The organism is Jannaschia aquimarina (assembly GCF_000877395.1).
Classification (GTDB): domain Bacteria; phylum Pseudomonadota; class Alphaproteobacteria; order Rhodobacterales; family Rhodobacteraceae; genus Jannaschia; species Jannaschia aquimarina.
On record NZ_JYFE01000060.1, the window covers coordinates 319475 to 346083 of the forward strand.

25 protein-coding genes and 1 tRNA gene are annotated in these 26609 nt (G+C 65.9%); 16 read left to right on the top strand and 10 right to left on the bottom strand.

Annotated features, from left to right (window positions below; genetic code table 11):
- Window positions 1-125 precede the first annotated feature (125 nt).
- Window positions 126-737 carry an alpha-ketoglutarate-dependent dioxygenase AlkB family protein gene (locus jaqu_RS16955; protein WP_043920157.1) on the top strand — a complete coding sequence of 204 codons (612 nt, stop codon included), beginning with the start codon at window positions 126-128 and terminating at the stop codon, window positions 735-737.
- Here the strand turns inward: jaqu_RS16955 and jaqu_RS16960 are convergent.
- Together jaqu_RS16960 and jaqu_RS16965 are read right to left on the bottom strand one after the other, a co-directional pair.
- Window positions 730-1320, bottom strand: coding sequence for a COG3650 family protein (locus jaqu_RS16960; RefSeq protein WP_043920158.1), 591 nt, complete (start codon window positions 1318-1320; stop codon window positions 730-732). The two genes, jaqu_RS16955 and jaqu_RS16960, sit on opposite strands and share 8 nt — an antisense overlap.
- A complete protein-coding gene (locus jaqu_RS16965; RefSeq protein ID WP_316243069.1) occupies window positions 1317-2258 on the bottom strand; it encodes an ABC transporter permease in 942 nt (313 codons plus the stop codon). The genes jaqu_RS16960 and jaqu_RS16965 overlap by 4 nt, the downstream gene beginning before the upstream one ends.
- A 70-nt stretch (window positions 2259-2328) precedes the next feature.
- Here jaqu_RS16965 and cysQ point away from each other — a divergent pair, with 70 nt between their 5' ends.
- The 6 genes from cysQ to jaqu_RS16995 all read left to right on the top strand — a co-directional run bounded on the left by cysQ (window position 2329) and on the right by jaqu_RS16995 (window position 9195).
- Window positions 2329-3114 carry a 3'(2'),5'-bisphosphate nucleotidase CysQ gene (cysQ, locus tag jaqu_RS16970; RefSeq protein WP_043920160.1) on the top strand — a complete coding sequence of 262 codons (786 nt, stop codon included), beginning with the start codon at window positions 2329-2331 and terminating at the stop codon, window positions 3112-3114.
- Between the two features lie 49 nt (window positions 3115-3163).
- Entirely contained in the window at window positions 3164-4048 is an 885-nt protein-coding gene (galU, locus tag jaqu_RS16975; protein ID WP_043920161.1) for a UTP--glucose-1-phosphate uridylyltransferase GalU, read from the top strand.
- Window positions 4045-5061 carry a glycosyltransferase family 2 protein gene (locus jaqu_RS16980; protein WP_043920162.1) on the top strand — a complete coding sequence of 339 codons (1017 nt, stop codon included), beginning with the start codon at window positions 4045-4047 and terminating at the stop codon, window positions 5059-5061. Before galU ends, jaqu_RS16980 begins: the two co-directional genes overlap by 4 nt.
- Window positions 5062-5144: 83 nt before the next feature.
- Window positions 5145-6155: a glycosyltransferase family 2 protein gene (locus jaqu_RS16985; RefSeq protein ID WP_043920163.1), complete on the top strand. Its 1011-nt coding sequence runs from the start codon at window positions 5145-5147 to the stop codon at window positions 6153-6155.
- Entirely contained in the window at window positions 6152-7813 is a 1662-nt protein-coding gene (locus jaqu_RS16990; RefSeq protein ID WP_043920164.1) for a DUF5927 domain-containing protein, read from the top strand. The genes jaqu_RS16985 and jaqu_RS16990 overlap by 4 nt, the downstream gene beginning before the upstream one ends.
- Window positions 7810-9195, top strand: a complete 1386-nt coding sequence (locus tag jaqu_RS16995; RefSeq protein ID WP_043920165.1) for a hypothetical protein — start codon at window positions 7810-7812, stop codon at window positions 9193-9195. Before jaqu_RS16990 ends, jaqu_RS16995 begins: the two co-directional genes overlap by 4 nt.
- A 95-nt stretch (window positions 9196-9290) precedes the next feature.
- On the opposite strand, the gene jaqu_RS17000 is transcribed toward jaqu_RS16995, so the two are convergent.
- The 7 genes from jaqu_RS17000 to jaqu_RS17030 all read right to left on the bottom strand — a co-directional run bounded on the left by jaqu_RS17000 (window position 9291) and on the right by jaqu_RS17030 (window position 13185).
- Window positions 9291-9755 carry a PTS sugar transporter subunit IIA gene (locus jaqu_RS17000; protein WP_043920166.1) on the bottom strand — a complete coding sequence of 155 codons (465 nt, stop codon included), beginning with the start codon at window positions 9753-9755 and terminating at the stop codon, window positions 9291-9293.
- Between the two features lie 66 nt (window positions 9756-9821).
- Window positions 9822-10394, bottom strand: coding sequence for a ribosome hibernation-promoting factor, HPF/YfiA family (hpf, locus tag jaqu_RS17005; protein ID WP_043920167.1), 573 nt, complete (start codon window positions 10392-10394; stop codon window positions 9822-9824).
- Window positions 10395-10591: 197 nt separating this feature from the next.
- Entirely contained in the window at window positions 10592-11341 is a 750-nt protein-coding gene (gene lptB, locus jaqu_RS17010; protein ID WP_043920168.1) for an LPS export ABC transporter ATP-binding protein, read from the bottom strand.
- A complete protein-coding gene (gene lptA / locus jaqu_RS17015; RefSeq protein ID WP_043920169.1) occupies window positions 11338-11811 on the bottom strand; it encodes a lipopolysaccharide transport periplasmic protein LptA in 474 nt (157 codons plus the stop codon). Before lptA ends, lptB begins: the two co-directional genes overlap by 4 nt.
- Window positions 11812-11822: 11 nt before the next feature.
- Window positions 11823-12416, bottom strand: a complete 594-nt coding sequence (gene lptC, locus jaqu_RS17020; protein ID WP_043920170.1) for an LPS export ABC transporter periplasmic protein LptC — start codon at window positions 12414-12416, stop codon at window positions 11823-11825.
- A complete protein-coding gene (locus jaqu_RS17025) occupies window positions 12413-13039 on the bottom strand; it encodes a ribonuclease D (RefSeq protein WP_392387221.1) in 627 nt (208 codons plus the stop codon). The genes lptC and jaqu_RS17025 overlap by 4 nt, the downstream gene beginning before the upstream one ends.
- Window positions 13040-13098: 59 nt before the next feature.
- Window positions 13099-13185, bottom strand: a tRNA-Leu gene (locus jaqu_RS17030).
- Window positions 13186-13317: 132 nt separating this feature from the next.
- Here jaqu_RS17030 and jaqu_RS17035 point away from each other — a divergent pair.
- Genes jaqu_RS17035 through jaqu_RS17050 form a run of 4 tightly spaced genes read left to right on the top strand, consistent with a single transcriptional unit; the run spans window position 13318 to window position 17784 of the window.
- Entirely contained in the window at window positions 13318-14301 is a 984-nt protein-coding gene (locus jaqu_RS17035; RefSeq protein ID WP_043920171.1) for a complex I NDUFA9 subunit family protein, read from the top strand.
- 46 nt (window positions 14302-14347) lie between these two features.
- Window positions 14348-15754: an MATE family efflux transporter gene (locus jaqu_RS17040; RefSeq protein WP_043920172.1), complete on the top strand. Its 1407-nt coding sequence runs from the start codon at window positions 14348-14350 to the stop codon at window positions 15752-15754.
- Between the two features lies 1 nt (window position 15755).
- A complete protein-coding gene (locus jaqu_RS17045) occupies window positions 15756-17120 on the top strand; it encodes a phospholipase D-like domain-containing protein (protein WP_052501035.1) in 1365 nt (454 codons plus the stop codon).
- A gap of 10 nt (window positions 17121-17130) precedes the next feature.
- Complete coding sequence (locus tag jaqu_RS17050; RefSeq protein ID WP_043920173.1) at window positions 17131-17784, top strand: endonuclease/exonuclease/phosphatase family protein; 654 nt, start codon at window positions 17131-17133, stop codon at window positions 17782-17784.
- Here jaqu_RS17050 and jaqu_RS17055 read toward each other — a convergent pair.
- Window positions 17775-18575, bottom strand: coding sequence for an undecaprenyl-diphosphate phosphatase (locus jaqu_RS17055; RefSeq protein ID WP_043920174.1), 801 nt, complete (start codon window positions 18573-18575; stop codon window positions 17775-17777). The genes jaqu_RS17050 and jaqu_RS17055 overlap by 10 nt on opposite strands.
- Before the next feature lie 232 nt (window positions 18576-18807).
- Here jaqu_RS17055 and jaqu_RS17060 point away from each other — a divergent pair, with 232 nt between their 5' ends.
- The 5 genes from jaqu_RS17060 to gltB all read left to right on the top strand — a co-directional run bounded on the left by jaqu_RS17060 (window position 18808) and on the right by gltB (window position 26578).
- A complete protein-coding gene (locus tag jaqu_RS17060; protein WP_043920175.1) occupies window positions 18808-20319 on the top strand; it encodes an NAD(P)-dependent oxidoreductase in 1512 nt (503 codons plus the stop codon).
- Window positions 20319-20756, top strand: coding sequence for a GFA family protein (locus jaqu_RS17065; RefSeq protein WP_052501036.1), 438 nt, complete (start codon window positions 20319-20321; stop codon window positions 20754-20756). Before jaqu_RS17060 ends, jaqu_RS17065 begins: the two co-directional genes overlap by 1 nt.
- 124 nt (window positions 20757-20880) lie before the next feature.
- Entirely contained in the window at window positions 20881-21585 is a 705-nt protein-coding gene (locus tag jaqu_RS20820; RefSeq protein ID WP_052501037.1) for a hypothetical protein, read from the top strand.
- The gene (locus jaqu_RS17075; RefSeq protein WP_236687883.1) at window positions 21582-22043 is read left to right on the top strand and encodes a GFA family protein; all 462 of its coding nucleotides are present in this window, start codon (window positions 21582-21584) and stop codon (window positions 22041-22043) included. The genes jaqu_RS20820 and jaqu_RS17075 overlap by 4 nt, the downstream gene beginning before the upstream one ends.
- Window positions 22040-26578, top strand: coding sequence for a glutamate synthase large subunit (gltB, locus tag jaqu_RS17080; protein ID WP_043920176.1), 4539 nt, complete (start codon window positions 22040-22042; stop codon window positions 26576-26578). Before jaqu_RS17075 ends, gltB begins: the two co-directional genes overlap by 4 nt.
- The last annotated feature ends 31 nt before the right edge of the window (window positions 26579-26609 follow it).

A 26609-nucleotide genomic window follows, 5' to 3' on the forward strand; every position in this document is an offset into this window, starting at 1 on the left:
CAGGCCCCCCGGGCCTATCCCTTTCAAAGTCACGACCCACGCCATTCCAGAGGCCCGGACCGCATCCGAGCGGTATATAGGGAGGGGGTCAGACCCTCGCAATACCGTGAAGAGGCGCAAATCTGATGAACGACAGCCAGCCTTTCGACATACGAGGAGCGCTGATATTTCCGGGTCTTCTGGACCGCGAGGCGCAGGCGCGCCTGGTGGAGCAAATCCGCGCCGTCGTGGCCGCTGCACCCTTCTTCCGCCCGGTTACGCCCGCGGGCCGGCCCCTCTCGGTCAGGATGACATCGGCCGGCTCACATGGCTGGGTCAGCGACAGGAGCGGGTACCGCTACGAACGGCGCCATCCGGAGGGAATGGAGTGGCCGCCGATCCCATCGCTCGCGCTCGAAGTCTGGGAAAGGGCGGTGGCAAATGCCCGCGCGCCGGAATGCTGTCTCGTGAACTGGTACGACGCGGAGGCCCGCATGGGCCTTCATCAGGATCGCGACGAGGTAGATTTCACGCAGCCCGTCGTCTCGATCTCACTGGGGGATGATGCGCGGTTCCGCGTGGGGAACCTCTCGCGTGGAGGAAAGACCGAAAGCATCGTTCTGCGGTCGGGCGATGTCGTCGTGCTCGGCGGAGGGGCGCGCCTCGTCCATCACGGAGTCGACCGGATCTACCCCGGCACAGGGACGCTGCTGGGCAAACCTGGCCGGATCAACCTGACGCTGCGCGTCGTCACCTGAGCGAGCAGCATCCGGACAGAACGCGGCTGTCCGTTCCAATGTAGTGCAGCGTGATGGACAACCCGTACTGGCGGTCGGACATGCCATCACCGCATGCCTCGCGCCGAATGAAGGCCGTCATCTGTCCACTCTCATCGACCGCCACATCGACCCGACGGTCGATCAGGTTCTCGGAGGTCCGACCGTTATGGGTGAAGAGGCCGTCGAGAAGCGTTTCTTCGGGCACCGAAAGGCGGGCGCTCTCTCCATCGGTCTCGAGGCGCCAGAACGGCTCCGTCCCGAAGCAGTTTCGGAAACCCGTCCAGCCGATGCCGTCCTGCCGACGCAGAAAGGTGAGCGAAGCCCAACCGGCCCGCTCACCGATATTCACGAGAGCCCAGCGCCCATCCGGCGACGTGCCCACGACTTCGACATCGGTTGCGTCCGGCCCGAGCGTCCCGAGGATCGGCCGGTCGGCGGCGGGGCCTTGCCGGACATTCAGAACATCGTCGGCTCGGACGCCGACCACGTCATACAGGGCGGGAAACTGCTGCGCACAAAGCGGGAAAGCCAGGACGAGCCAGAGGAGCGCGGCCCGGATCACCTTCGGGCCGACCAGGACGCGGAAGCGTGCCGTCCGGTGAAGAATTCGCCCATGATCCCGACGATGACGAAGACCACCGAAAGCCAGAAGGCATAAGTCCAATCCGTGTGGGCCGGGTTGTAGTTGACGAAGGTGAACCCCCGGCACTGGTCGATGATGTGGAACAGAGGGTTCCAGTCGAAAAGCGGCCTGCGATCCGCCGGCAGCATGTTGACGACGAACATCTTGCCCGAGGCGATCATGTTCACGCGGCTGTAGATCGCCGTCACGATCGACACGAAGTTCGGAAGCCACGGCTTGAGGGCATGCAGCGGAAGCCCGATCGCGCATCCGGAGAACCACGCCAAAAGGTACATGCCGATCGCCGGCGCCGGATCGAGGATGTCGAGCGGGTTCATCGAGATCGGATAGCCGAGCAGCGAGAGCGGCGTCGTCATGCTTCCGATGAGGTGGACCGCGGTTAGGATCAGCAGGATCGACAGCGTCGAGATGTAGAGAGATGCCAGGGCGGATGAGATCACCGCGACGACGGTATTCATCGGCGCATGGTTCATCATCGCGCTGGTGGGACCTTCTGCCCCCGCAACGGCGCTGACGGCCTTCACATGCGTGATGAAGAGGAAGATGCCGGAGACGATGAACAGGATGAAATCGCCCCTCAGCGCGGCACCCCGCAAGCCAAGGATCGTGAACATGACGTAGAAGGCCGCCACGAAGATCAGGCTCTGCAGGAGTTGCATCCCCAACGCCATCATCGCGCTACTGTGGGACTGACGGGCCTGCCGGGCGGTCGCGTGGAAGATCAGTTCGGCCAGACGGAAGGCACCCATCGCCAGAGACTGGCGGCGCGGCTGCCGTTGCGGCTGGGTCACGAACATCGCGCCGGTCCCTCTCTGCTTGCCGGGCACGGCCCGAGCGCCCATAAGGCCCGCGATCATAGACCCGGGCCCGCGCGGCGGCAATCGCGCTGCCCCGCCACGCGCGGAGATAGCATTGAAGTCTGACCAAATGATGATCGAACTGCGCAGACTGGCGCTTCTTGCCGGTGCGCGGATCATGGAGATCTACGAAGCGGACGACTTCGAGATACGCTCGAAATCCGACGAAAGCCCTGTCACCGAGGCCGACGAGGCTGCGGACGCCCTGATTGCGGACGGACTGCGGGCCGCGTTTCCGGGCAAGGCGGTCGTCACCGAAGAGCAATCGTCGACCCACGATCTCTCGGTCGTCGATTTCTTCATCGTCGACCCCCTGGACGGAACGAAGGAATTCATCCAGCGGCGGGGGGACTTCACCGTCAACATCGCCTGGGTCGAGAACGGCGTACCAGTTGCGGGCGTCGTCTATGCCCCCGCGCGCGGTCGGCTCTTTCGCACCCTGCCCCAGGGTGGCGCCGTTGAGGAGAGCGGGCTTCTCGATCCGGATCGCATGGAAGCCGGCAAGCCGATCTCCGTGCGCGACAGCGACAATGCGGCGCTGCTGGTCGTTGCGTCGAAATCCCACCGCTCCCCGGAACTCGAGGATTACATCGCACGCTACGAGGTCGCGGACAGCAAGGCGGCGGGATCCAGTTTGAAGTTCTGCCTCGTCGCCACCGGCGAGGCGGATCTGTATCCGCGCCTTGGGCCGACGATGGAGTGGGATACGGCCGCCGGCGACGCCGTACTTCGTGCGGCAGGCGGCGCCGTCGTCCGGGCGGACGACCTCTCGCCGCTTCGGTATGGAAAGGCGGGCTTCAGAAACCCGCATTTCATCGCGCATGCACCCGGCGTTAAGGTTTCGCCGTCAAATTGACGCCTCTTTTCCGGGCTATCGGATAAACAATAGGCACCGGAGGCCCGGAATGAAGCGTACTGTAACGAAGGCCGTGTTCCCCGTCGCGGGAATGGGAACGCGGTTTCTTCCAGCGACGAAGTCGGTCCCGAAAGAGATCATGACCCTCGTGGACCGCCCGTTGATCCAATACGCGATCGACGAGGCCCGTGCGGCCGGCATCACCGAGTTCATTTTCGTCACATCGCGCGGAAAAGGCGCGCTCGAAGACTATTTCGATCTCGCCCCGGATCTCGAGGCGCAGCTTCGCGAAAAGGGGAAGACCGACCTTCTGGAGGAACTGACCCGGACCAACATGGAGTCGGGCGCGATCGCCTATATCCGGCAGCACGCCCCGCTTGGCCTGGGTCACGCCGTGTGGTGCGCCCGCCGCCTGATCGGAGACGAGCCGTTCGCCGTCATGCTTCCCGACGATGTCATCGCGGCCAAGACCCCCTGCCTCAGACAGATGGTCGACGCCTACGAGAAGACGGGCGGCAACATGGTCGCCGCAATGGAGGTCACGCCGGAGCAGACGTCCGCCTACGGCATCCTCGACGCGGAGAAGGGTTCGGGCACCACGGTCAAGGTCCGCGGGATGGTCGAGAAGCCGGCAGCAGGCAAGGCTCCATCCAATCTGGCCGTGATCGGCCGCTATATCCTGTCGCCGAAGGTGCTCGACCATCTCAGCGATATCGGCTCGGGGTCCGGAGGCGAGATACAGCTGACCGATGCCATCGCCCGTGAAATCGACGCGAGCGACAACGTCCACGGCCTGCTCTTCGAGGGCGAGCGATACGATTGCGGGTCGAAGGGCGGCTTCCTGAGGGCGACCGTGGCGTTCGGTCTTGCCCGCCCTGACCTGCGGGACGAATTGGCCCCCTTCCTGCGCGATCTCGTTTCCGACGGATTATGACGCAGGGGCCGGTGGCGGCCTACAAGCTGCGTCTGAGACGACAGCGGCTCCGCCTGCGCGCGTGGCGCAAGCGCGGGGAGATCATGGCGGTATCGGACCGGACGAGCGCCATCCGCCCGGATGCGATCCTGTGTTTCGCTACCGTCCGGAACGAGGCCAGCCGGCTGCCATACTGGCTTTCCCATCACCGCAAGCTCGGGGTCGATCACTTTCTGATCGTGGACAATGAAAGTGACGACGACACACCCGACCTGCTGGGCGGTGCCGACGACGTGTCCCTGTGGACCACTCCGCACAGCTACAAGGCAGCCCGGTTCGGCATGGATTGGCTGACCTTGCTCCAGATGAGGCATGCCCATCGGCATTGGTGTCTCACACTGGATGCGGACGAGCTCTGGATCCATCCGCATCACACCTCGCGGGACCTCAAGGCGCTGACCTGGGAACTGGATCGGCGCGGCCAAGACGCGATGGGGGCCCTGATGCTGGATCTCTATCCGGGCGGCCCGCTGGATGCTGCCCTCTACGGGACCGGCGATGATCCGGTGGCGACGCTTCCCTGGTTCGATTCCGGCAACTACGTCTGGCTCCGTCAGGAGAAGCTCCAGAACCTCTGGGTGCAGGGCGGGCCCCGCGCCCGAGCCTTTTTTGCGACCGAACCGCGCCGCGCGCCGACCCTTTCCAAGCTGCCCCTGGTCCGGTGGAATCGCAGCTACGCCTATGTCAGCTCGACCCATTCGATCCTGCCGCGCGACCTGAACCTGATGTTCGACGGAATGGCCGGCCGATACATGACCGGGATCCTTCTGCATTCGAAGTTCCTTCCCGAGATCGTGCAGAAATCGGCGATCGAAAAGACCCGTGGTGAGCATTTCGAGAACTCTGCCCTGTATGGCCGCTACTACGACTCGGTTGCGGCCGCGCCGACGCTCTGGTGCGACCGCTCGACCCGAATGACGGGGTGGCAGCAATTGGAGGGGCTGGGCCTAATGACACGCGCCGGGTGGGAATGACCGTTGCGGGCTAGGAACTCGGGTGAATTCCTCCTACTCCTTCCGACGGGTCTGCGTCAGGGAGCAAGACATGAGGCGCGCGCATGGGCGTAGTGACATCGTATCGCATGCGGCTGCGACGGCGCTACTGGCTCGCACGTGCCTTCGGAAAGCGGCGGCAACTTCGCGTCCTGGCTGACCGGACACGCGCGATCCGCCGCCGTGATATCCTGCTGGTCTGCACCGTCCGGAACGAGCGCATACGCCTGCCCTACTTCCTGAAATACTACCGGCAACTGGGCGTCGATCATTTCCTCTTCATCGACAACGGATCCGAGGACGGCACCAGCGAATACCTTGTCGACCAGCACGACTGCTCCACATGGCGGGCGAAGGGAAGCTACAAGCGATCCGCCTTCGGGATGGACTGGGTGAACCATCTCCTCAGGCGGTATGGCCATCGGCACTGGTGCCTGACCGTCGATGTAGACGAGTTCTTCGTCTACCCGTTCTGCGACACGCGGCCGATCCGGGCCCTGACGGATTGGCTGGAGGCGTCGTCCATCCGCAGCTTCGGCGCGATGCTGCTCGACATGTATCCCAAGGATGCGGTGACGGCCGAACCCTACCAAGAGGGCCAGGATCCGCTGGAAATCGCGCCCTGGTTCGACGCCGGCAACTACGTGTTCGAGAAGAACCCGTTGCTGTGGAACCTCTGGATACAGGGCGGCCCCAGGGCACGCGCCTTCTTCGCAGACCAGCCGCGAAAGGCGCCGGCGCTGAACAAGGTGCCGCTCGTCCGCTGGCACCGAAACTACACCTACGTTTCCTCGACCCACGCCCTCCTTCCGCGTGGGCTGAACCGGACCTACGCGGACGATGGCGGCGAGAAGGCGAGCGGCATCCTGCTCCATGCGAAGTTCCTCGACGTGCTGTCGGAGAAGGCGCGGGAAGAACTCCGGCGCGGAGAACACTATGCGGGCGGCCGGGAATACGCCGCCTATGCGGGCGCGATCGACGAGACGCGCAGCCTCTGGTGCAAATGGTCCGAGCGCTACGTGAACTGGCGCCAACTCGAGATACTGGGGCTCATCTCCAAGGGGAACTGGGCGTGACACTGGGCTTCGTCATGCTGGTCCATACCGCCTTCGATCGGGCGGCTCAGGTCGCCCGCTACTGGGCGGCGCGCGGCTGCCCCGTGGTGATCCACGTCGACAAGGCGGTACGCCCGAAGGACTACAAGCCCTTTGCCGAGGCGCTGCGGCCGGACCCGAACATCCGGTTCTGCAAGAGGGTTTCCGTCGAATGGGGAACATGGTCGCTGGTCGAAGCGACGCAGAACGGCGCTCAGGCCCTGCTGAGGAACTACCCGGATGTGCGCCATGTCTATCTCGCCTCCGGTGCGTGTCTTCCGCTGAGACCGGTCGAGGAACTGCGCGCCTATCTCGACGATCGGCCGGACACGGACTTCATCGAGAGCGTCACCACCGACGAGGTGACCTGGACGATCGATGGTCTGGAAATGGAGCGCTTCACGCTCCGGTTTCCATTCTCCTGGCGCAAGCAACGCAGATTGTTCGACGGGTATGTCGACTTGCAACGCAAGCTCGGGCTCGGAAGGAAAGTCCCGGACGGCATCAGCCCCCATCTCGGAAGCCAATGGTGGTGTCTGACGCGCTCCACGCTCGAGGCGATCCTCCAGGCGCCCGACCGGGAGCAGATGGACCGGTATTTCCGGCATGTGTGGATTCCGGACGAAGCTTACTTCCAGACGCTCGCACGGCGCTATTCCGGCCGGATCGAAAGCCGGTCCCTGACGCTTTCGAAGTTCGACGTACAGGGCAAGCCGCACATTTTTTACGACGACCATCTCCAGCTGCTGCAGAGGTCGGACTGCTTCGTGGCGCGAAAGATCTGGCCGCGGGCCAATCGGCTCTACGACACGTTTCTGGGTCAAGCGCCCGACGCGGCGCCGCGGAAGGAACCCAACCCCGCGCGGATCGACCGTCTCTTCAGCCGTTCGAACCTCAGACGTGCCGAGGGACGGACCGGGCTGATCTCGCAGGGACGCCTGCCCGCCCCGCATTGGGACGGGACGCGGACATGCGCCGCATATGCCGTGTTTTCCGGCTTCGACGATATCTACGGCGATTTCGACATGTGGCTTGCACGGCGGATCGGCGGCCGTGTCCATGGTCATCTGTTTCATCCTGCCCGCGCCGAATTCGCCGGAGGGGAGCGTGTCGCGAACGGCTGTATCTCCGACAATGCGACGTTGCGAGACTATCGGCCGGAACAGTTCCTGACCAACCTTCTCTGGGCCACCCGCGGAGAGCGGCAGTCGTTCCAGTTCGGGCCCGGCGACATTCAGGATGTCCGCGACTTCCTCGCGCGCGACCCGAACGCGACTATCGTCGCCGTCACCGGGGCCTGGGCCGTTCGCCTCTTTCGCGACCAGCGGGACTTTTCTGCGATCCGATCCGAGGCGGCCAGCCTTCAGAAGACAGAGTTGGCCTTCATCCAGAACCTCCGCGCGACATCGACAAAGGCCCGCGTCACGGTCTGGTCTCTGAGCGAGTTCCTTGAGAACCCGATGGAGCGGCTTCAGCACATGGTCGAGTTGATCATGGGGCATGACCCCCGCCGCCTGACTGAAGTGCCGGAGCTGCCGGACTTGACGGGGTTCGGCCGGTTCCTCCAGACCCTGCGCAACGAAGGCATGAAACCGGTCACGACCGGCGACATCCCTCCGGAATACGGCGAACGCCAATGAGCAGCCGCTTCGACGCCTTCGTCCTACTCGCCGGAATGCGCACCGGCTCGAACCACCTTGAAGCGACGCTGAATTCGGTGCCCGGAATCGAGAGCCACGGCGAAGTGTTCAACCCCGTTTTCATCGGCAAGCACAATCGGTCCGAGATGCACGGTATGGCCATGGCGGACCGGGACCGTGCGCCCCTCGAACTCCTCCGTCGTGTGATCGAGAACGCGGATGGCCTGCCGGGCTTCCGATTATTTGGCAACCATGATCCCCGCGTCCTGGACGCGATCCTTCCCGATCCGGCCATTGCGAAGATCGTGCTCGGCCGTAATCCGCTCGAGGCTTACATTTCCCTCAAGATCGCGCGGGAGACCGATCAGTGGATGTTGAAGAATCCAAAGATGGCGAAGTCGGTGAAGGTCTCGTTCGACGGCGCCGAATTTGACGAGATGGTCTCGGACGAGCGCGCCTTCCGGAGCCGGATCCGTCGCGAGCTGCAGGTCACCGGGCAATCGGCCTTCTGGATCGACTACGCGGAGATCGGTGACCGCGACATCATCGACGGGCTGGTCCGTTTTCTGGGGATGAATGCATCGGTCGAAACGCTCGGCGGCCGTCTGAAGAGGCAGAATCCGGGGCCGGTAGAGGACAAGGTGATCAATCCCGAGGCGCTGCAGGCGCATCTCGACGGTCTCGATCCGTTCGGGCTGACGCGTGCGCCTGACGGGGAACCGGCCGGCGGGCCCGCCGTCCCGACCATGATGGCGGCAGCGGGCTTGCCGATTCTGGTCCTACCGATCCCCGGTGGACCGACCGAGGCTCTGGAGGACTGGCTGACGCGGCTTGCGGGCGGCGCAGCCCCGACCACCGGAATGTCGCAGAAGGCGCTCCGCCGCTGGATGCGCGCCAACGAGGGCTTCACCAGCTTGACTATCGTCTCCCACCCGCTGGACCGCGCGTACCGCGTCTTCTGTGATCACGTGCTCGCACAGGGCCAGAAGCCGCTGCGCCAAGTGCTCGAGCGGCACTACAATGCGGATCTCTCGGAGATGTCCGATCAGGCTGCCTTCCGAACCGCGTTCGCCGCGTTTCTGAGGTTCGTGAAAGCCAATCTCGGTGGGCAGACGGCCCTTCCGGTCAGGTCCGTCTGGGGCAGGCAGACGACGGCATTGCATGGCATGTCTCAGGTCGTACCTCCCATGCGGGTCGTCCGTGGCGGGGATGCCGAGGAGGTCTTGCCTCAATTGCTGCCCGGCGCACCGGATTGGATCCCCGCTCCGGCCCAGGATCGGATCCCCTTGGCCGCCATCTACGACGCCGAGCTCGAGGATCTGTCCCGCGAAGCCTGGCGGCGCGACTACGTCACCTTCGGGTTCGGAGCTTGGAAAGGCTGACCCCAGCACGGGCCGAGCCTTCGGCGAAGCGGGCAGGGTTGAAGCCGGGCAGGGGTCAGGTGCAGCGACAGGGACGCGGCCTCGGGCCAAGCCGGTCAGGCCGCAGCAGAAGCCTCTGCGTCCGTCAGCAGCGTATGCAGGATCTGCACGTCCGAATTGGCCCGCAGCTTCGCGAGAAGAGCACCGTTCCGCAGGGTCCGGGAAACCAGCGCGAGGGCCTTGAGATGCGCGACACCTGCATCTTCCGGCGCGAAGAGCGCGAAGATCAGGTCCACGGGACGCCGATCCGCGGCGTCGTATTCCAGCGGCGTGTCCAGCCGGAAAAAGACGCCCTGTACGGAATCCAGACCCGGCAGACGCGCATGAGGCAGCGCGACGCCATTACCGACACCCGTCGGCCCGAGGGATTCCCGTTCCTGAAGGGCGGCAAGACCTGCTTCGGCATCGAGGCTGTAGGCATCGGCCGCGGTGTGCGCGAGATCGGTGAGCAGCCTCTTCTTGCTGCTGACACGTCCCAAATGCTTCACGGCCCCTTGGGCCAGGAGATCGTTCATCTGCATCCGCGTTCCGCTCTGTCCGCACCCGAGCTACGGGCGGTGTCCTCGTCCTCCGCCCTGTCGGCGGTGTCAGCCGCTCTGAGCGGCGGGGTCGATCCAGCCCACGTTTCCGTCGTCCCGTTTGTAGACGACGTTGAGCCCGTCACCCTTCTCGTTCTTGAAAACCAGCACCGGGGCGCCAGCCAACTCCATCTGCATGACCGCTTCGCCTACCGAGAGGGTCGGGATCCGCGTCTCCATTTCCGCGACGATCACGGGCTGAAGCTCTGCCGGCTCCTCCGCCCCGTCATCGGCGGCGAGGATATACGAGGATGCCGCCCCGACTTCAACAGGGGCAGATCGCGCCTGATGATGATCTTTCAGCCGGCGTTTGTAGCGGCGAAGCTGCTTTTCCATCTTGTCCGCGCAGCCATCGAAAGCGGCATAGATTTCCGTCGCTTTCGCTTTTGCCTGGGCCGTCAGGCCCGTCGAAAGATGAATCGTCGCCTCACAGACATATTCATGCGCCGCCTTCGAGAACACCACCTGCGCGTCTGTCGGCCGTCCTGCATACTTGCCCATGATCTCGTCGAGTTCGGTTCGGACATGGGTCTGCAGCGCGTCGCCGATATCGATGTGCATCCCGGTGATCTGATAGCGCATTTCGCCTCCGCTGATGGAATGAAGAGGGGTCTCCCCGGGGCAAGCAGCTTGTGCCTCGGGTCACATTTGCCGGTGCGTCGGCGCGCGGCTGACGTAGCGGGTAGCGGCACCTCCATGGTCCAAGGGGGCGCTCAAAACAAGAGACTGTCAAGGTGCTCGCCGGAACGACGATTGCTGCGTCGGCGAAGGTCGGCCCTTCAACGCGCGAAGCTGTCCCCCAGATAGACCTGCCGGACATTCGCATTCGCGACCACCTCGTCCGGGGTACCGGACATGAGGACGCCGCCATCGTGAAGAATGTAGGCGCGATCCACGATCTCGAGGGTTTCTCTCACGTTGTGGTCGGTGATCAGAACACCGATTCCACGCCCCTTTAGGTCGACCACGAGATTTCTGATGTCACCGACCGCAATCGGGTCGACGCCGGCGAATGGCTCGTCGAGCAGGAGGTATCTCGGATTGGCGGCGAGGCAGCGCGCGATTTCGACCCGGCGCCGCTCTCCTCCCGAAAGCGCAAGGGCGGAAGCGCGCCGCAGATGCTCGATGCCGAATTCGCTGAGCAGTTCCTCCAGCCGCTCCCGCCGCCGATGGCGCCGGGGTTCCGACACTTCGAGAATCGCCATGATGTTCTTCTCGACGGTCAGCCCTCGGAAGATGGACATCTCCTGCGGAAGATAGCCGATCCCCGCCTTGGCGCGCCGGTACATCGGCAGCCATGTGACGTCCCGCCCGTCGAGGATGACCTTGCCGCCATCTGGCGTGACCAGCCCCGCGATCGAGTAGAAGGTCGTCGTCTTGCCGCAGCCGTTCGGGCCGAGCAGCGCGACGACCTCTCCGCGCTCCAGATCCATGCTGACGTCCCGGATCACCGGCTTCTGCCGATAGGATTTCCGCAGATTGCGGATCTTGAGACCGCCTTCGCCCTCGATGACTTCGGGGCGGCTCACGGCTGAAGTGTCGTGCGAACGCGACCGGATACGGTCCCCGCGCCACTCTCCAGGTTCACGGCAAGCCGCTCTCCGGCAAGCGTGCTCTCTCCCTGGGTCACGAGGACATCGCCGGTCAGCACGATCTGGGACGTGCCGAGTTCGTACACCGCCTGCTGCCCTTCGGCCGCGTCGGCACCGGCCACGATCAGAACGTCACCATCCGCCCGAAGGCGCTCGATCCTCCGTTCCCCCGAAGCGGAGGAATAGTCGACCTCGACGCGTTGCGCGGACAGGCGCAGCTCGCCCTGTGCGATGACGACGTTCCCCGTGAGAACCGCGCGTCCGGTCGACTGGTCGATATCCAGCGTGTCGGCCGCGACCTCGACAGGCGCGTCGCTGTCGAAATCGCCGCCACCGAAGCCGATGCCGGTCGATTGCGCCAGTGCCGGGGTCGCAAGCCCCAGCATCAGGACAAGGATACGGATCATCGGCTGTACCTCTATTCGGTCGCGGGTTCATATAGCAGGTCGACGCCCCCGGTGAAGCGCAGACGCTGAGTTCCGTCCGATTCAACGATCTCCATCGCTCCGGCCGTCAGTCGGCCAAGGGGCCCATCGCCGGTCACCTTTCCCGGAGAGGCAATCCGAAGATCGCCCAGCGCCCCTTCCAGCCGCTCCGTGCGTACCTCGTAGCCAGTCGTGGTGGTGATGTTCACGTCGCCCTCAAGGACAAGGGTCCGCGTTCCTGTGTTCACCATTCCCGCGGCGGCGCTGATCGTCGCCCCACCATCCCCGCTGAGATCCAACCGCAACATGTCGATGGTCAGACGATTGGGATCGCGGGCATCCGGACGCGCGGTCTCGGCCGTGAGATCGAAGGATGTGCCGCCCGTCGTGCGCCCCATGACGCGCGGGCTCGTGAGTTGCTGGTCCCGGGCCCTCTCGGAGACATCGACCTCCGCGTAGGGAAGCGCATCGTCTGGATCGACGCGGTCCGCCAGAAGGAACAGGGTGGACAGGAGCGACAGCGCGATCAGAGGCAGAAGGATCTTCGTTCCCCGGACAAGGCGCGTATGTCCGACCGCCTGGATCATGAATGCGCGAAGATGTCCGTATCCGGGTAGCCGATCAGATCCAGTTTCGCCCGCGTGGGCAGGAAATCGAACGCCGCCTGAGCGATCTCGACTCGGCCCTCCCGCGCCAGCCGCTCATCCAGCTTGTCTTTCAGCCGATGCAGGTAGAGCACGTCCGACGCCGCGTAAGCCATCTGCGCATCGGTCAGCGTGGCCGCACCCCAGTCGGAGGTCTGCTGCATCTTGGAAATGTCGATATCGAGCAATTCCGACAGCAACGCCTTCAGGCCATGGCGGTCCGTGTACGTCCGCACCAGACGGCTGGCGATCTTGGAACACCAGACCGGCGCGGCGAGCGCGCCGAAGGCGTGATACATCGCGGCGATATCGAAGCGGCCATAATGGAAGAGCTTCAGAACGGTCTCGTCGCGCAGCAGGCGCTCCAGGTTCGGGGCGCTGTCCTGTCCGCGCCCGACCTGCACCAGATGCGCCGTCCCGTCGCCCGCGGAGAGCTGGACGAGGCACAGCCGGTCGCGATGCGGGTTCAGCCCCATCGTCTCGCAATCGATCGCGACCGACGGGCCGAGGTCCAGACCGTCAGGCAGGTCGCCGTCGTGAAGGGTGATGTTCGAGATATCGACCATGCGGCCCCCTGAATGCGCGAACGCCCGGCCCTGTCGGGGCCGGGCGCTTCGGTGGACCGTGGTGCCCAGGAGAGGACTCGAACCTCCACTCCCTTGCGAGAACTGGCACCTGAAGCCAGCGCGTCTACCAATTCCGCCACCTGGGCGCTCCACGGTGACGGCGCACTTACGAGCGAGGCGGCACCGTGTCAACGCTTCTCGCGGCGGAAAGTCACGGCCGCTTGCGAAGGCGGGTTCCGGGCGGTATCGCATCCCCGACCGGACGCGCGGAGGCCCCCATGCAAAGACTGGCGACGATCTATGGCGGCTCGGGCTTCGTGGGCCGCTACATCGCCCGCAGGCTGGCCAAGGCGGGCTGGCGCGTGCGCGTCGCCTGCCGCCGGCCGAACGAAGCGCATTTCGTGCGCATGTATGGCAGCGTCGGACAGGTGGAACCGGTCTTCGCCAACATCCGCGACGATGCCAGCACCCGTGCGGCGATGATGGGCGCGGATGTCGTGGTCAACTGCGTGGGGATCCTGGCCGAAGCCGGCAAGAACAACTTCGACGCGGTCCAGGCCGAGGGGGCGGAACGGATCGCCCGCATCGGGGCCGAGCTTGGCGTCGCCCGCATGGTCCAGATCAGCGCCATCGGCGCCGACGACGAAAGCGACAGCGACTACTCCCGGACCAAGGCCGAAGGCGAGGAAGCGGTGCTCCAGCACCTGCCCGGCAGCGTCATATTGCGGCCCTCGATCGTCTTCGGCCCGGAGGACGAGTTCTTCAACCGCTTCGCGGGCATGGCGGCGCGGATCCCGGTCCTGCCGGTGGTGGGTCCCAACACGAAGTTCCAGCCGGTCTTCGTCGACGACGTGGCCCATGCAGCCGAGATCGCCGCAGACGGCCGCGTCGCGGCCGGCACCTATGAGCTGGGCGGACCGGATGTCGATACGTTCCGCGAGTTGATGCAGACCATGCTGACCGCGATCAAGCGCCGCGCTATTGTCGTGCGGATCCCATTCTTCGCCGCGCGGATCATGGCGGCAGGTCTCGATTTCGCGCAGAAGGCGACGTTCGGCCTGTTCCATAACGGAATGCTGACCCGCGATCAGGTCCGGAACCTGGCACGGGACAATGTGGCCTCCGGGAAACTGCCGGGATTTGAGGCGTTTGGCATCGACCCGACCCCGATGGAGGCGGTCCTGCCGTCCTATCTCTGGCGCTTCCGCCCCTCCGGCCAGTATGCCGAGATCAAGGAAAGCGCGCGCAACCTGCGGACCTGAATCGCCGTTCGGCGCGTTCGGACCTCGCAAACACCGCGAGGGACAGATGGCGAGTACGAGCCGTGACCTGAACGAAGGCCCCGTCTGGAAGGCCCTCCTTTCCGTTTCCGGGCCCATGGCGTTCGGCATCGCCGCAGTCATCTCGGTCGGACTCGTCGACGCCTATTTCCTAGGGCGCATCGGGTCCGATGCCCTGGCCGCCGTTGGGTTCGTCTACCCGATCACGATGACTATCGCCTCGCTGTCGATCGGCATGTCCGCCGGCGCCAACGCGGCCATCAGCCAGGCCCTCGGCCGCAAGGATGACGAGGACGACGTGATCCGCGTCGGCCTTCATGCCCTCGGGATCGGGACCGTTCTGGGCGCCCTCGCGGGGCTGATCTTCTTCCTGATCGACCGTCCCCTGCTGTCTCTGATGGGAGCGACGGACGGCGTGCTTGAGGCTGCGTTGCAATATACCCCCGTCTGGTCCGCCTCGTTTCCCGCACTCGTGGCAATGATGCTGATGAATTCGGTCTTCCGGGCCCACGGGAACGGCGGGCGCGCCGCGGGGATCATGATCTTTTCCGCAAGCGTGAATATCGCACTGACACCGACGCTGATCCTCGGTTGGGGCCCCTTTCCCGAACTGGGCGTTGCGGGGGCGGCGTGGTCGACGCTGATCGCCTATGTGGTCGCCTGCGCGGCCGCCGCCGCACTGGCGATGAAATCCGGTCTGCTGCGTCCCTGCGGCGCGCTTCTGCAGGACCTGTGGCAGAGCGCGAAGACCCTTGCCGGCGTGGGTGGCCCGGCAGCCCTGTCGAACGCGATCCGGCCCGCCGGCATGGCGGCGGTCACCGCAGCCGTAGCCGTTCTCGGGTCGAGCTATGTCGCGGGCTTCGGCGCGGCTGGCAGAGTGCAGGGCCTGGTCGCTGTCCCGTTGCTGGCCCTGTCCGCCGGGATCGGCCCGGTGGTGGGGCAGGCGTGGGGGGCGGACCGCCCGGATCGCGCATCCCAGGCCCTGCGCCTCTCCTGTCTCTTCGCACTCGGCTACGGCCTGGTCCTTGCAACCGCGCTGTTCTTTCTCGCCGATCCCATCGCCGGGCTCTTCAGCGATGACGATCAGGCTGTCTCGGCAGCGGCGCTCTATCTCCGCATCGTGGGCTGGTCGCTCTTCGGCTTCGGCATCCTCGTGGTCGGAAACGCGGCGCTCAACGCCATGAGCCGGGCAGGGTATGCCATGTCGCTATCGGTGGCGCGGGTGCTGTTGGTCTACCTGCCGCTCGCATGGCTCGCCGCGTACACGGTCGGCTATTGGGGCATCCTTGGGGCGGCGGTCGTCGCGAATGTCTTCGCTTCGGTCGCGGTGATGGTCGCGGCCCGCGCGGCGGGTCTGCGTGTGGTCGACATCGCTCCGATCCGCTCCCTCGCAAGCCGCCTGCCCCGCAACAGGGTCGACGCGGAGCCGGCCTGATATGCTCGAGGCCCTCTTCGGCGTTCCGACGTGGGTTTCGATCGTCGCGCTTTTGATCGGTCTCGGGGTTGCGCGATTGGCGATCACATCATCCCGGACGCCACAGGGCGCGACGGCCTGGGTCGTCTTTCTCCTCTCGTTGCCCTTGGTCGCCATTCCGGCCTGGCTGATTTTCGGCGGCGTCAGCAGCATCCGGGGATCCGCCGGGTCGCCATCGGGACGCTACCACCGGACAGATGGTGGGGATGGCATCGACGCTTTCACGGCGGTCGCGGACGAGGACGTGACCGAGGGCAACCGGGCGACGCTCCTGATCGACGGCGGACCCACCTACGCCGCGATACACGAGGCGATCGACGAGGCGCGCGAGGAGGTCCTTGTCCAGTTCTATATCTGGCGGGACGACGAGGCGGGCCGGGCCATGCGGGATCGTCTCGTCGCTGCCGCCCGGCGCGGTGTTCGCGTCTGCGTCCTGTGCGACCTCATCGGCAGCCTCCAGCTTGGGCGCGGCTTCGTCGAGACGATGCGGGAAGCAGGATGCGAGGTGCGGGGCTTTCGCGGACGGGGCCTCGCCTTCACGATCTCGGTCAACTTTCGCAACCATCGCAAATGCGTCGTCATCGACGGCCGCACCCTTTTCACGGGGGGCATAAACTGCGCGCAGGAATATGTGGACGGGAAGCACTGGTTCGACACGTGGCGCGATACGTTCGTGCGTCTCGACGGCCCGGTTGCCGCGCAGGGACGGGCCAGTTTCGCCCGCGACTGGAACGATCTGGGCGAGAAGAGCCTGCCGAACATGCCCGCCCCAGAGGCGACCACGGGCAACGTCCGGGCGATGCTTGCGTCCCCCGGACCCGGTGGCGAACTCGAGCGCGGCTCTCTTCTGCTATGCGGACTGGCGGCACAGGCCCGGCGGCGGCTCTGGATGACGACGCCGTATCTGGTGCCCCATGACGATCTTCTCACGGCGCTGCAGGTCGCGGCCATTCGCGGGGTCGACGTTCGGATCCTCGTCCCCCGTCCGTCGGACAATATCGTCGCCTGGTATGCTGCCCGCGCCTACGTGGACGACGTGATGGAGGCGGGCGGCGAGGTCCGGGAATACCTGCCGGGCTTCATGCATCAGAAGGTGGCGCTGGTAGACGATGACCTCGTCTCGATCGGGACGATGAACCTCGATGTCCGGTCCGCCCTTCTGAACTACGAGATGACCGCCCTGATCGAGGATCGCGATTTCGCGGCAGAGGTGGCGGAAATGCTGGAAGCGGATTGGGCGCAGTCAACCGATCGGCACCTGAGGGATCCGTCGCGCAGGATCCGGTTCTTCGCCCCGATCGCGCGGCTGATGGCTCCGGTCCTGTGAGGCCGGCCCCGTGAGGATCGTCAGCTGGAACGTTCGCAAGGCGGTCGGGCTCGACTGGCGGCGGGATCCCGATCGCGTACTCCACGTGCTGGAGGAATTGCGTCCGGACATCGTGCTCCTGCAGGAGGCCGACAAGCGGTTGGGCCGCCGCCCCGCGGCCCTGCCCCCCGCCAAGGTGGAGCGGGCCGGTTTCCACGTCGTGGACGCGGCGCCGGGCCCGTCGCTCGGTTGGCATGGCAATGCGATCCTGTCGCGGGGCATGCTGCGGCCGAAGACATTGCGCACCCTCGATCTGCCGGGGTTGGAGCCCCGCGGAGCGATCTTCGTGGAGGTCGGTGATATCTGGCTCTGCGGCACGCATCTGGGTCTGAGACGACGCGACCGGAAGGCCCAGATCAGGATGCTGATGGACGCGTCACCCGAGCGCTGCGTCATCGGGGGCGATCTGAACGAATGGTCCCGCGATCCCGCAGTGCTCGGCATCGGCGATCCTTGGCGCATGGTCATCCCCGGTCCCAGCTTTCATGCCGCCCGTCCGAGATTGCCTCTGGACCGATTCATTTCACGCGGTGTGCGCCTGACCGGGGCGCGGGTGGTGCCGCCCGCCTCCGCATTGGGCGCATCCGACCACTTGCCGGTGATCGCAGAGATCTCTCAGGAATAGGCCCAGATCAGCAGCCCGGTGCCGAGGATGATCCGGTAGATGACGTAGGGCGTGAAGCTGACCGACTTCAGAAGCCGCATCATCAGCGTCAGCGCCAGAAGCGCGGAGCCGAAGGCGAAGAGAGCGGCCAGCGCGCCATCGACGAAGAGCGCCATGTTCGCCTCTGCCGCGACGTCCAGCGAAAGGACGGCGCCGGACGCAATGATCGTGGGGATGGACATCAACATGGAGAGGCGCGCGGCGTCCTCGCGCGTGTAGCCCAGAGCCCGTCCTCCGGTGATGACGATGCCGCTGCGCGACGTGCCCGGGATCAGCGCCAGCATCTGCCACAGGCCGAAGATCACCGCATGGCGAAGGCTCCAATCCTCCGCCCGGCGGACCTCCCGCCCCCAACGGTCGGCGGCCCCGAGGACCAGCCCGAAGATCAGGGTCGTCCACCCGATCAGCGCGACGGAGCGCAGCGCATCGGTGCCGATCGTGAGCTTGAGCGCGAGGCCGAAGAGGATGACCGGAATCGTCGCGACGAACAGCCCCAGCGCCAACCGCTCCTCGGATCCGCGGCGTCCGCCGAGAATGCCGGCCGTGCCGCGCATCGCAGCCGCGACATCCTGGCGAAAGTAAAGTACCACGGCGCCGAGGGAGCCGACATGGACCGCGACATCCAGGAACGTCCCCTGATCGTCCAGCCCGCTGAGCGCGGGCAGGAGAACCAGATGTCCCGACGAGGAGATCGGCAGGAATTCGGTAACGCCCTGCAGGACGGCAAGGATGATGAGATACCAGAGGGGCATGCGGCTCGATTCGGATCGCTTTGCGCGTTGTTGCAGAGCGACCCGATAGGCGCCAGACCGTCGATGGGTCCGGATCGGTCCAAATATTCGGCGATTATCGCGCCTCCGAACGAGTTGACGACCAGATTTTCTGAATATAGGTCAGCATGACTGACTTTATATTATCTCAATCGCCCCGTATGGGAGGGGTCTGATTGAATTTGGGCCGGTGGGCCCTTGCGGGAGGGCGCCGATGGCCGAGAATCCGATGCTCAAGTTCGTCTCCACCCCCCGGGCCATGCCCGACAAGCGGGGCGCCGAGGATCGCAAGGACGACTTCCACGAGATCTACCGGGAGTTTGCCGCCGACCGGGCCGCCGAGCAAGCGGCGCGCTGCAGCCAGTGCGGCGTGCCGTACTGCCAGACCCATTGCCCGCTGCACAACAACATCCCCGACTGGCTGCGCCTGACCGCCGAGGGGCGGCTGCAGGAAGCCTACGAGATCAGCCAGGCCACCAACACCTTCCCCGAGATCTGCGGCCGCATCTGCCCGCAGGACCGCCTGTGCGAAGGCAATTGCGTGATCGAGCAATCCGGCCACGGCACCGTCACCATCGGCGCGGTCGAGAAATACATCACCGACACCGCCTTCGAGAATGGATGGGTGCCCGCAATCGCGCCCCGCACCGAACGCCCCGAGAGTGTGGGCATCATCGGCGCCGGACCCGGCGGGTTGGCCGCCGCCGACGCACTGCGCCGCGCCGGCGTTCAGGTCACGGTCTATGACCGCTACGACCGGGCGGGCGGCCTGCTGTCCTACGGCATTCCCGGCTTCAAGCTGGAGAAGGAGATCGTGGAGCGCCGCAACATCCAGCTCGAAGAGGGCGGCGTGACCTTCCGGCTGAATTGCGAGGTCGGGCGCGACATCACCTTTGCCGAGATCCGCGAAGCCCATGACGCGGTCATCGTCGCCACCGGCGTCTACAAGTCGCGCGAATTGGATACGCCGGGCGCCGACGCCGACGGCGTGGTCAAGGCGATCGACTATCTGACCGTCAGCTCGAAGAAGTATTTCGGCGACGACGTGCCCGAATTCGACGACGGCAGCCTGAATGCCGACGGCAAGCGCGTGGTCGTGATCGGCGGCGGCGACACGGCGATGGATTGCGTGCGCACCGCCATCCGGCAGGGCGCGACCTCGGTCAAATGCCTGTATCGCAGGGACCGCGCGAACATGCCCGGCTCTCAGCGGGAGGTGCAGAACGCCGAGGAAGAGGGCGTCGAATTCGTCTGGCTCACCCTGCCCGGCGGCTTTGAGGCCGAGGGTCTGCGTGACCCGGAAGTGGGTCAGATCGGCCCCGAAGGACAGGGATCCGGCATCCGCCCCGGCCCCGTCAGCGGCGTGCGCGTGCAGAAGATGAAGCTGGGTGAGCCCGACGCGACCGGCCGCCAGACGCCGGAAGTGATCGAAGGCGCCGACTATGTCGAGAAGGCCGATCTGGTCATCAAGGCGCTGGGCTTCGAGCCCGAGGAACTGCCGACCCTGTGGGAGCAGCCGGAGCTGGAAGTGACCCGCTGGGGCACGATCAAGGCCGATTTCCGCACCCACGAGACCGCTTTGCCCGGCGTCTACGCTGTGGGCGACATCGTGCGCGGCGCCTCTTTGGTGGTCTGGGCCATCCGCGACGGGCGCGAGGCCGCGGACGCGATCGTCGAACGCCTTGCCGCCGAGAGCGCGGCGCAGGCCGGCGTGGCGGCGGAATAATGGCCAGCACGACCGGAGGATGCCTCTGCGGCGCCGCCCGCTACCGTCTGACCGAGGCGCCGACATCCTATGGCGCGTGCCATTGCGGGATGTGCCGCCGCTGGTCGGGCGGGATCGAACTGGGTGTTCAGGTGATGCCGGGCGGGATCACCTGGGAGGCGGACGAGACGGTCGAGACTTACGCCTCGTCGGTCTGGGCGGAGCGGGGGTTCTGCCGGACCTGCGGCTCGAACCTGTTCTGGCGGCTGACGGCCGAGGGGCCGATGCAAGGCATGATGTCGCTGTCGGCGGGCTCGCTGGACGACATGTCGGGCCTGCTGTTCGACACCGAGGTCTATATCGACGCCAAGCCCGACAGCCACGCCTTCGCCGGGGAGCGCAAGCGCATGACCGAGGCCGACGTGATGGCCATGGTGAACGCGGGCGGTGCGCCATGATGGCCCGTTTTTCGTGTGCACCCCCTGTGCACCCCCTGTGCACCCCCCGTCTGCACAGCCGGTGCACGATCCACTTCAGGTACGTCAGGACGACTGACGCATTCCGGCGTTAGGGAAATCTTCATTGCGCCGTCCCGTCAAACCCCTCTTCCGCGACGAGGAGCTGGTCCTGCGCTGGCTTCCCGGCACGACGCCGCGCCTGGTCGTCGTGTTCACCGGCATGAAGCGGGGCGTGGGGGGCGAGACGCTGGACGAGTTCGCGGCCTCGGCCTCCTGCGGCGGCGAGAACGCCGTCCTGTTCGTGACCGATCGGCGGATCACCTGGTTCGCCGCCCCGGGCCTGTGGGCGCGGACGGTCGACATGATCCGCGAGATCATCGAGGCCGAGGGCATCGAAGAGGTCATAACGCTGGGCAATTCGATGGGCGGTTACGCGGCGATGCTGCTGCCGCGCGACATCCCCGTGCGCCGCGCCATCGCCTTCGCGCCGCAGATCACCATGGACCGCGAGATCCTGGACGACGCGCGCTGGCCCGACGTGAAGTCGGAATGGGGCGACCTGCCGGTGCGCAACCTCGCCGACACCGTTTCGGAAACGCGGACCCATTACTTCGCCTTCGCCAGCCGCGATTGCGCCGAGGATGTTGCCCATCTGGACCTGCTGCCCCGTCAGCCGCGGATGCACCGGTTCCTGCTGGCCTCGGATCGCCACAACCCCGCGCGCACCCTCAAGGAGAAGGGCGTGCTGGGCCGCGTCGTGGCCGCCATCGTGCGGGGGCGGCGGCAGCATGTCGCGGGCCTGCTGGAAAAGACGGGGATCGCGGCGTGAGCATCGACCTGACCCCCTATCGCCGCGAAGGGCGCCTGGACGGCCGCTGCCTGTGCGGATCGGTCACCATGACCATCGACGGAGCCTATGTGGCCGCAGTGGGCGCCTGCCATTGCGCCATGTGCCGGCGCTGGGCCGGCACGGTCTTTGCCGGGTTCAACGCGCGGCCCGAAGGGGTTACCATCTCGGGCGAGGTCGCCGTCTATCCATCCTCCGACTTCGCCGAGCGCGCCTTCTGCCCGCGCTGCGGCAGCCATCTGTGGTTCCGGGATACCAGGGACGGGGCCGATTACGAATTCGCACCGGGAGCGTTCGCGGAAGCCAAGGCTTTCCCGCTGATCTCGGAAATCTACATCGACCGGGTCCCCGCCTATGCGCGGCTGGCCGGGGACCATGCCACCGCGACCCGCGCCGATTACGAGGCGCGCTCGCCCTTCGTCGAAGGAGACGACCCATGACCCATTGGTTCACCGAATTCGAGCGCGACGAATTGGCCCGCCGGGCCGAGATGGGCGAAACATCGCTGTACCGCGAAGAGGCGGAGCACGCCTCGTGCGGGGTCGGCCTGGTGGTCGACATCAAGGGCCGCAAGTCCCGCAAGGTCGTTGAAAGCGGCATCCAGGCGCTGAAGGCGATCTGGCATCGCGGCGCCGTGGATGCCGACGGCAAGACCGGCGACGGCGCCGGCATCCACGTCCAGATCCCCGTCGAGTTCTTCCAGGACCAGGTGCGCCGCACCGGGCACGAGCCGTCGAAGGGGCTGCTGGCGGTGGGGCAGGTGTTCCTGCCGCGCACGGATTTCGGCGCGCAGGAGGTCTGCCGCACCATCGTCGAGACCGAAGTGCTGCGCATGGGCTACGGCATCTACGGCTGGCGCCATGTGCCGGTGAACATCGACGTGCTGGGCGAGAAGGCCAACGCCACCCGCCCCGAGATTGAGCAGATCCTGATCCGCGACACCAAGGGCGTGGACGAAGAGACCTTCGAGCGGGAGCTCTACGTGATCCGGCGGCGGATCGAGAAGGCGGCCGCCGCGGCGCAGGTGCCCGGGCTTTACCTGGCGTCGCTGTCCTGCCGGTCGATCATCTACAAGGGCATGATGCTGGCCGAGCAGGTCGCGGAGTTCTATCCCGACCTCAAGGACGAGCGCTTCGAGAGCGCGTTCGCCATCTACCACCAGCGCTACTCGACCAACACCTTCCCGCAATGGTGGCTGGCGCAACCGTTCCGGATGCTGGCCCATAACGGTGAGATCAACACGCTGAAGGGCAACGTGAACTGGATGCGGAGCCACGAGATCCGCATGGCATCCAGCGCGTTCGGTGATCTGGCGGGCGACATCAAGCCGATCGTGCCCCCCGGGGCGAGCGACTCTGCGGCGCTGGATTCGGTCTTCGAAGTGCTGGTCCGCGCGGGTCGTAACGCGCCGATGGCGAAGACGATGCTGGTGCCCGAAAGCTGGTCCAAGCAGGCCGTCGAGCTGCCCGAGGCGTGGCGCGACATGTATTCCTACTGCAACTCGGTGATGGAGCCATGGGACGGGCCTGCAGCACTGGCGATGACCGACGGGCGCTGGGTCTGCGGCGGGCTGGACCGCAACGGCCTGCGCCCGATGCGCTACGTCGTCTCGGGCGAGGGGCTGCTGATCGCGGGGTCCGAGGTCGGGATGGTGCCCACCGACGAGGCGGCCGTGATCGAGAAGGGCGCGCTGGGCCCCGGCCAGATGATCGCCGTCGACATGGCGGAGGGGAAGCTGTTCCACGATGGCGAGATCAAGGACAAGCTCGCTGCCTCGCAGCCCTTCGGCGACTGGGTCGAGCGGATCACCGATCTGGAGGAAGTGACCAAGGGCGTGAGCGAGACCGCCATCCATTCCGGCGAGGAGCTGCGCCGCCGCCAGATCGCGGCCGGCTACTCAATCGAGGAGCTGGAGCAGATCCTCGCCCCCATGGCCGAAGACGGCAAGGAGACGGTGGCCAGCATGGGCGACGACACCCCCGCCGCCGTCCTGTCCGAGAAGTACCGCCCGCTGAGTCACTTCTTCCGGCAGAATTTCAGCCAGGTGACGAACCCGCCCATCGACTCCTTGCGCGAATATCGCGTCATGAGCCTGAAGACCCGGTTCGGGAACCTCAAGAACGTGCTGGACGAGGACAGCAGCCAGACCGAGATCCTGGTTCTGGACAGCCCCTTCGTGGGCAATTCCCAGTTCGAGTCGATCATGGACCAGATGGGCGATGCGGTCGTGACCATCGACTGCACCTTCGCCGCCGGTGCCGAGAAGGGCGCGCTGGCTGCGGGCCTGACCCGGATCCGCGACGAGGCCGAGGAGGCCGTCCGCTCGGGTGCGGGGCACATCGTGCTGACCGACCGGTTCCAGTCGGAAGACAAGGTCCCGATGCCCATGATCCTCGCCACCAGCGCGGTGCATAGCTGGTTGACGCGCAAGGGGTTGCGGACCTTCTGCTCGCTCAACGTGCGGTCGGCCGAATGCATCGACCCCCATTACTTCGCGGTGCTGATCGGCTGCGGCGCGACGACGGTGAACCCGTATCTGGCGCAGGACAGCCTTGCCGACCGGATCGACCGGGGCCTGCTCGAGGGTACGCTGACCGAAGCGGTGGCGCGCTATCGCAAGGCAGTGGATGCGGGCCTTCTGAAGATCATGTCGAAGATGGGCATCAGCGTCATCTCCTCCTATCGCGGCGGGCTGAACTTCGAGGCGGTGGGCCTGTCCCGTGCCATGGTCGCCGAATACTTCCCCGGCATGCTGTCGCGCATCTCGGGCATCGGCGTGATCGGCCTGCAATCCCAGGTCGAGGCCGTGCACGGGCGCGGCTGGCTGGGTCAGGCGCAGAATGTCCTGCCCATCGGCGGCTTCTACAAGGCGCGGCGTCAGGGCGAGAAGCACGCCTGGGAAGCGCAGACGATGCACATGCTGCAATCGGCCTGCGACCGCGCGAGCTACGAGATGTGGAAGCAGTATTCGACGGCGCTGCAGAAGAACCCGCCGATCCATCTGCGGGACCTTCTGGCGATCAAGCCGCTGGGCAAGGCGATCCCGCTGGAGGAGGTCGAGAGCATCACCTCGATCCGCAAGCGGTTCGTGACGCCGGGCATGTCGCTGGGCGCGCTGTCGCCCGAGGCGCACAAGACGCTGAATGTCGCGATGAACCGGATCGGCGCGAAATCCGACTCGGGCGAGGGCGGCGAGGATCCGGCGCATTTCGTGCCCGAGCCCAACGGGGACAACCCGTCGGCGAAGATCAAGCAAGTCGCCTCGGGTCGCTTCGGCGTCACCGCCGAATACCTGAACCATTGCGAGGAACTGGAGATCAAGGTCGCCCAGGGCGCCAAGCCCGGCGAGGGCGGCCAGCTTCCCGGGATGAAGGTCACGAAGCTGATCGCGCGGCTGCGGCACTCGACGCCGGGCGTGACGCTGATCTCGCCGCCGCCGCATCACGACATCTACTCGATCGAGGATCTGGCGCAGCTGATCTACGACCTCAAGCAGATCAACCCGCGCTGCAAGGTGACGGTGAAGCTGGTGGCGTCGTCCGGCGTGGGGACCATTGCCGCGGGTGTCGCGAAGGCGAAGGCCGACGTCATCCTGATCTCGGGTCATAATGGCGGGACGGGGGCGTCTCCGGCGACGTCGATCAAGTATGCGGGCCTGCCCTGGGAAATGGGTCTGACCGAGGCGCATCAGGTCCTGGCGATGAACAAGCTGCGCGAGCGGGTGACGCTGCGCACCGATGGCGGCCTGCGGACGGGTCGCGACATCGTTATGGCCGCGATGATGGGGGCCGAGGAATACGGCATCGGCACCGCCGCCCTGATCGCCATGGGCTGCATCATGGTGCGCCAGTGCCAGTCCAACACCTGTCCCGTCGGTGTTTGCACCCAGGACCCGGCCCTGCGCGAGAAATTCACGGGGACCGCCGACAAGGTGGTGAACCTGATCACCTTCTACGCTCAGGAGGTGCGGGAGATTCTGGCCGAGATCGGCGCCCGCAGCCTGGACGAAGTGATCGGGCGGGCCGACCTGCTGACTCAGGTCAGCCGCGGCAGCGCGCATCTGGACGATCTGGACCTGAACCCGCTGCTGATCACGGTGGACGGGGCCGACCGGATCGAGCTGGACCGCGGCAAGCCGCGCAATGCGGTGCCGGACACGCTGGATGCGCAGATCGTCACCGATGCCGCGCGCTTCCTGGAGGACGGCGAGAAGATGCAGCTGTCCTATGCGGTGCAGAACACGCACCGGACCGTGGGCACGCGTCTGTCGAGCCACATCGTCAAGCGCTTCGGGATGCGCAACTCGCTGCAGCCCGATCACCTGCACGTCAAGCTGACGGGCAGTGCCGGCCAGTCTCTGGGCGCCTTCGCCGCGCCGGGTCTGAAGCTGGAAGTGTCCGGCGACGCCAACGACTACGTGGGCAAGGGCCTGTCTGGCGGCACCATCGTGGTGCGCCCGCCGCAGGTCAGCCCGCTCAGGGCCGACGAGAACGTTATCATCGGCAACACGGTGCTGTACGGCGCGACGGACGGCTACCTGTTCGCGGCGGGCCGGGCCGGAGAGCGGTTCGCGGTGCGCAACTCGGGCGCCAAGGTCGTGGTCGAGGGCTGCGGCTCGAACGGGTGTGAGTACATGACCGGCGGCGTGGCCGTGATCCTGGGCGAGATCGGCGCCAATTTCGGCGCGGGCATGACGGGCGGCATGGCTTATGTCCACGACCCCGACGGCACCGCGCTTGAGCTGATGAACCTGGAGACGCTGGTGACGAACCCCGTCACCGTCGCCCATTGGGAGGGCCAGTTGCGCGGCCTGATCGAACGCCACGCCGCCGAGACGAACTCCCGCAAGGCGAAGGCGATCCTGGCGGACTGGGATCTGGAGCTGGGCAACTTCGTCCAGGTCTGCCCGACGGAGATGCTGCCGCATCTGGCCGCGCCCCTGAGCGAGGAAGCGGACGCCGTTCCGGCCGAATGACCCGAAACGAGACAGGGGGGCCACGGCCCCC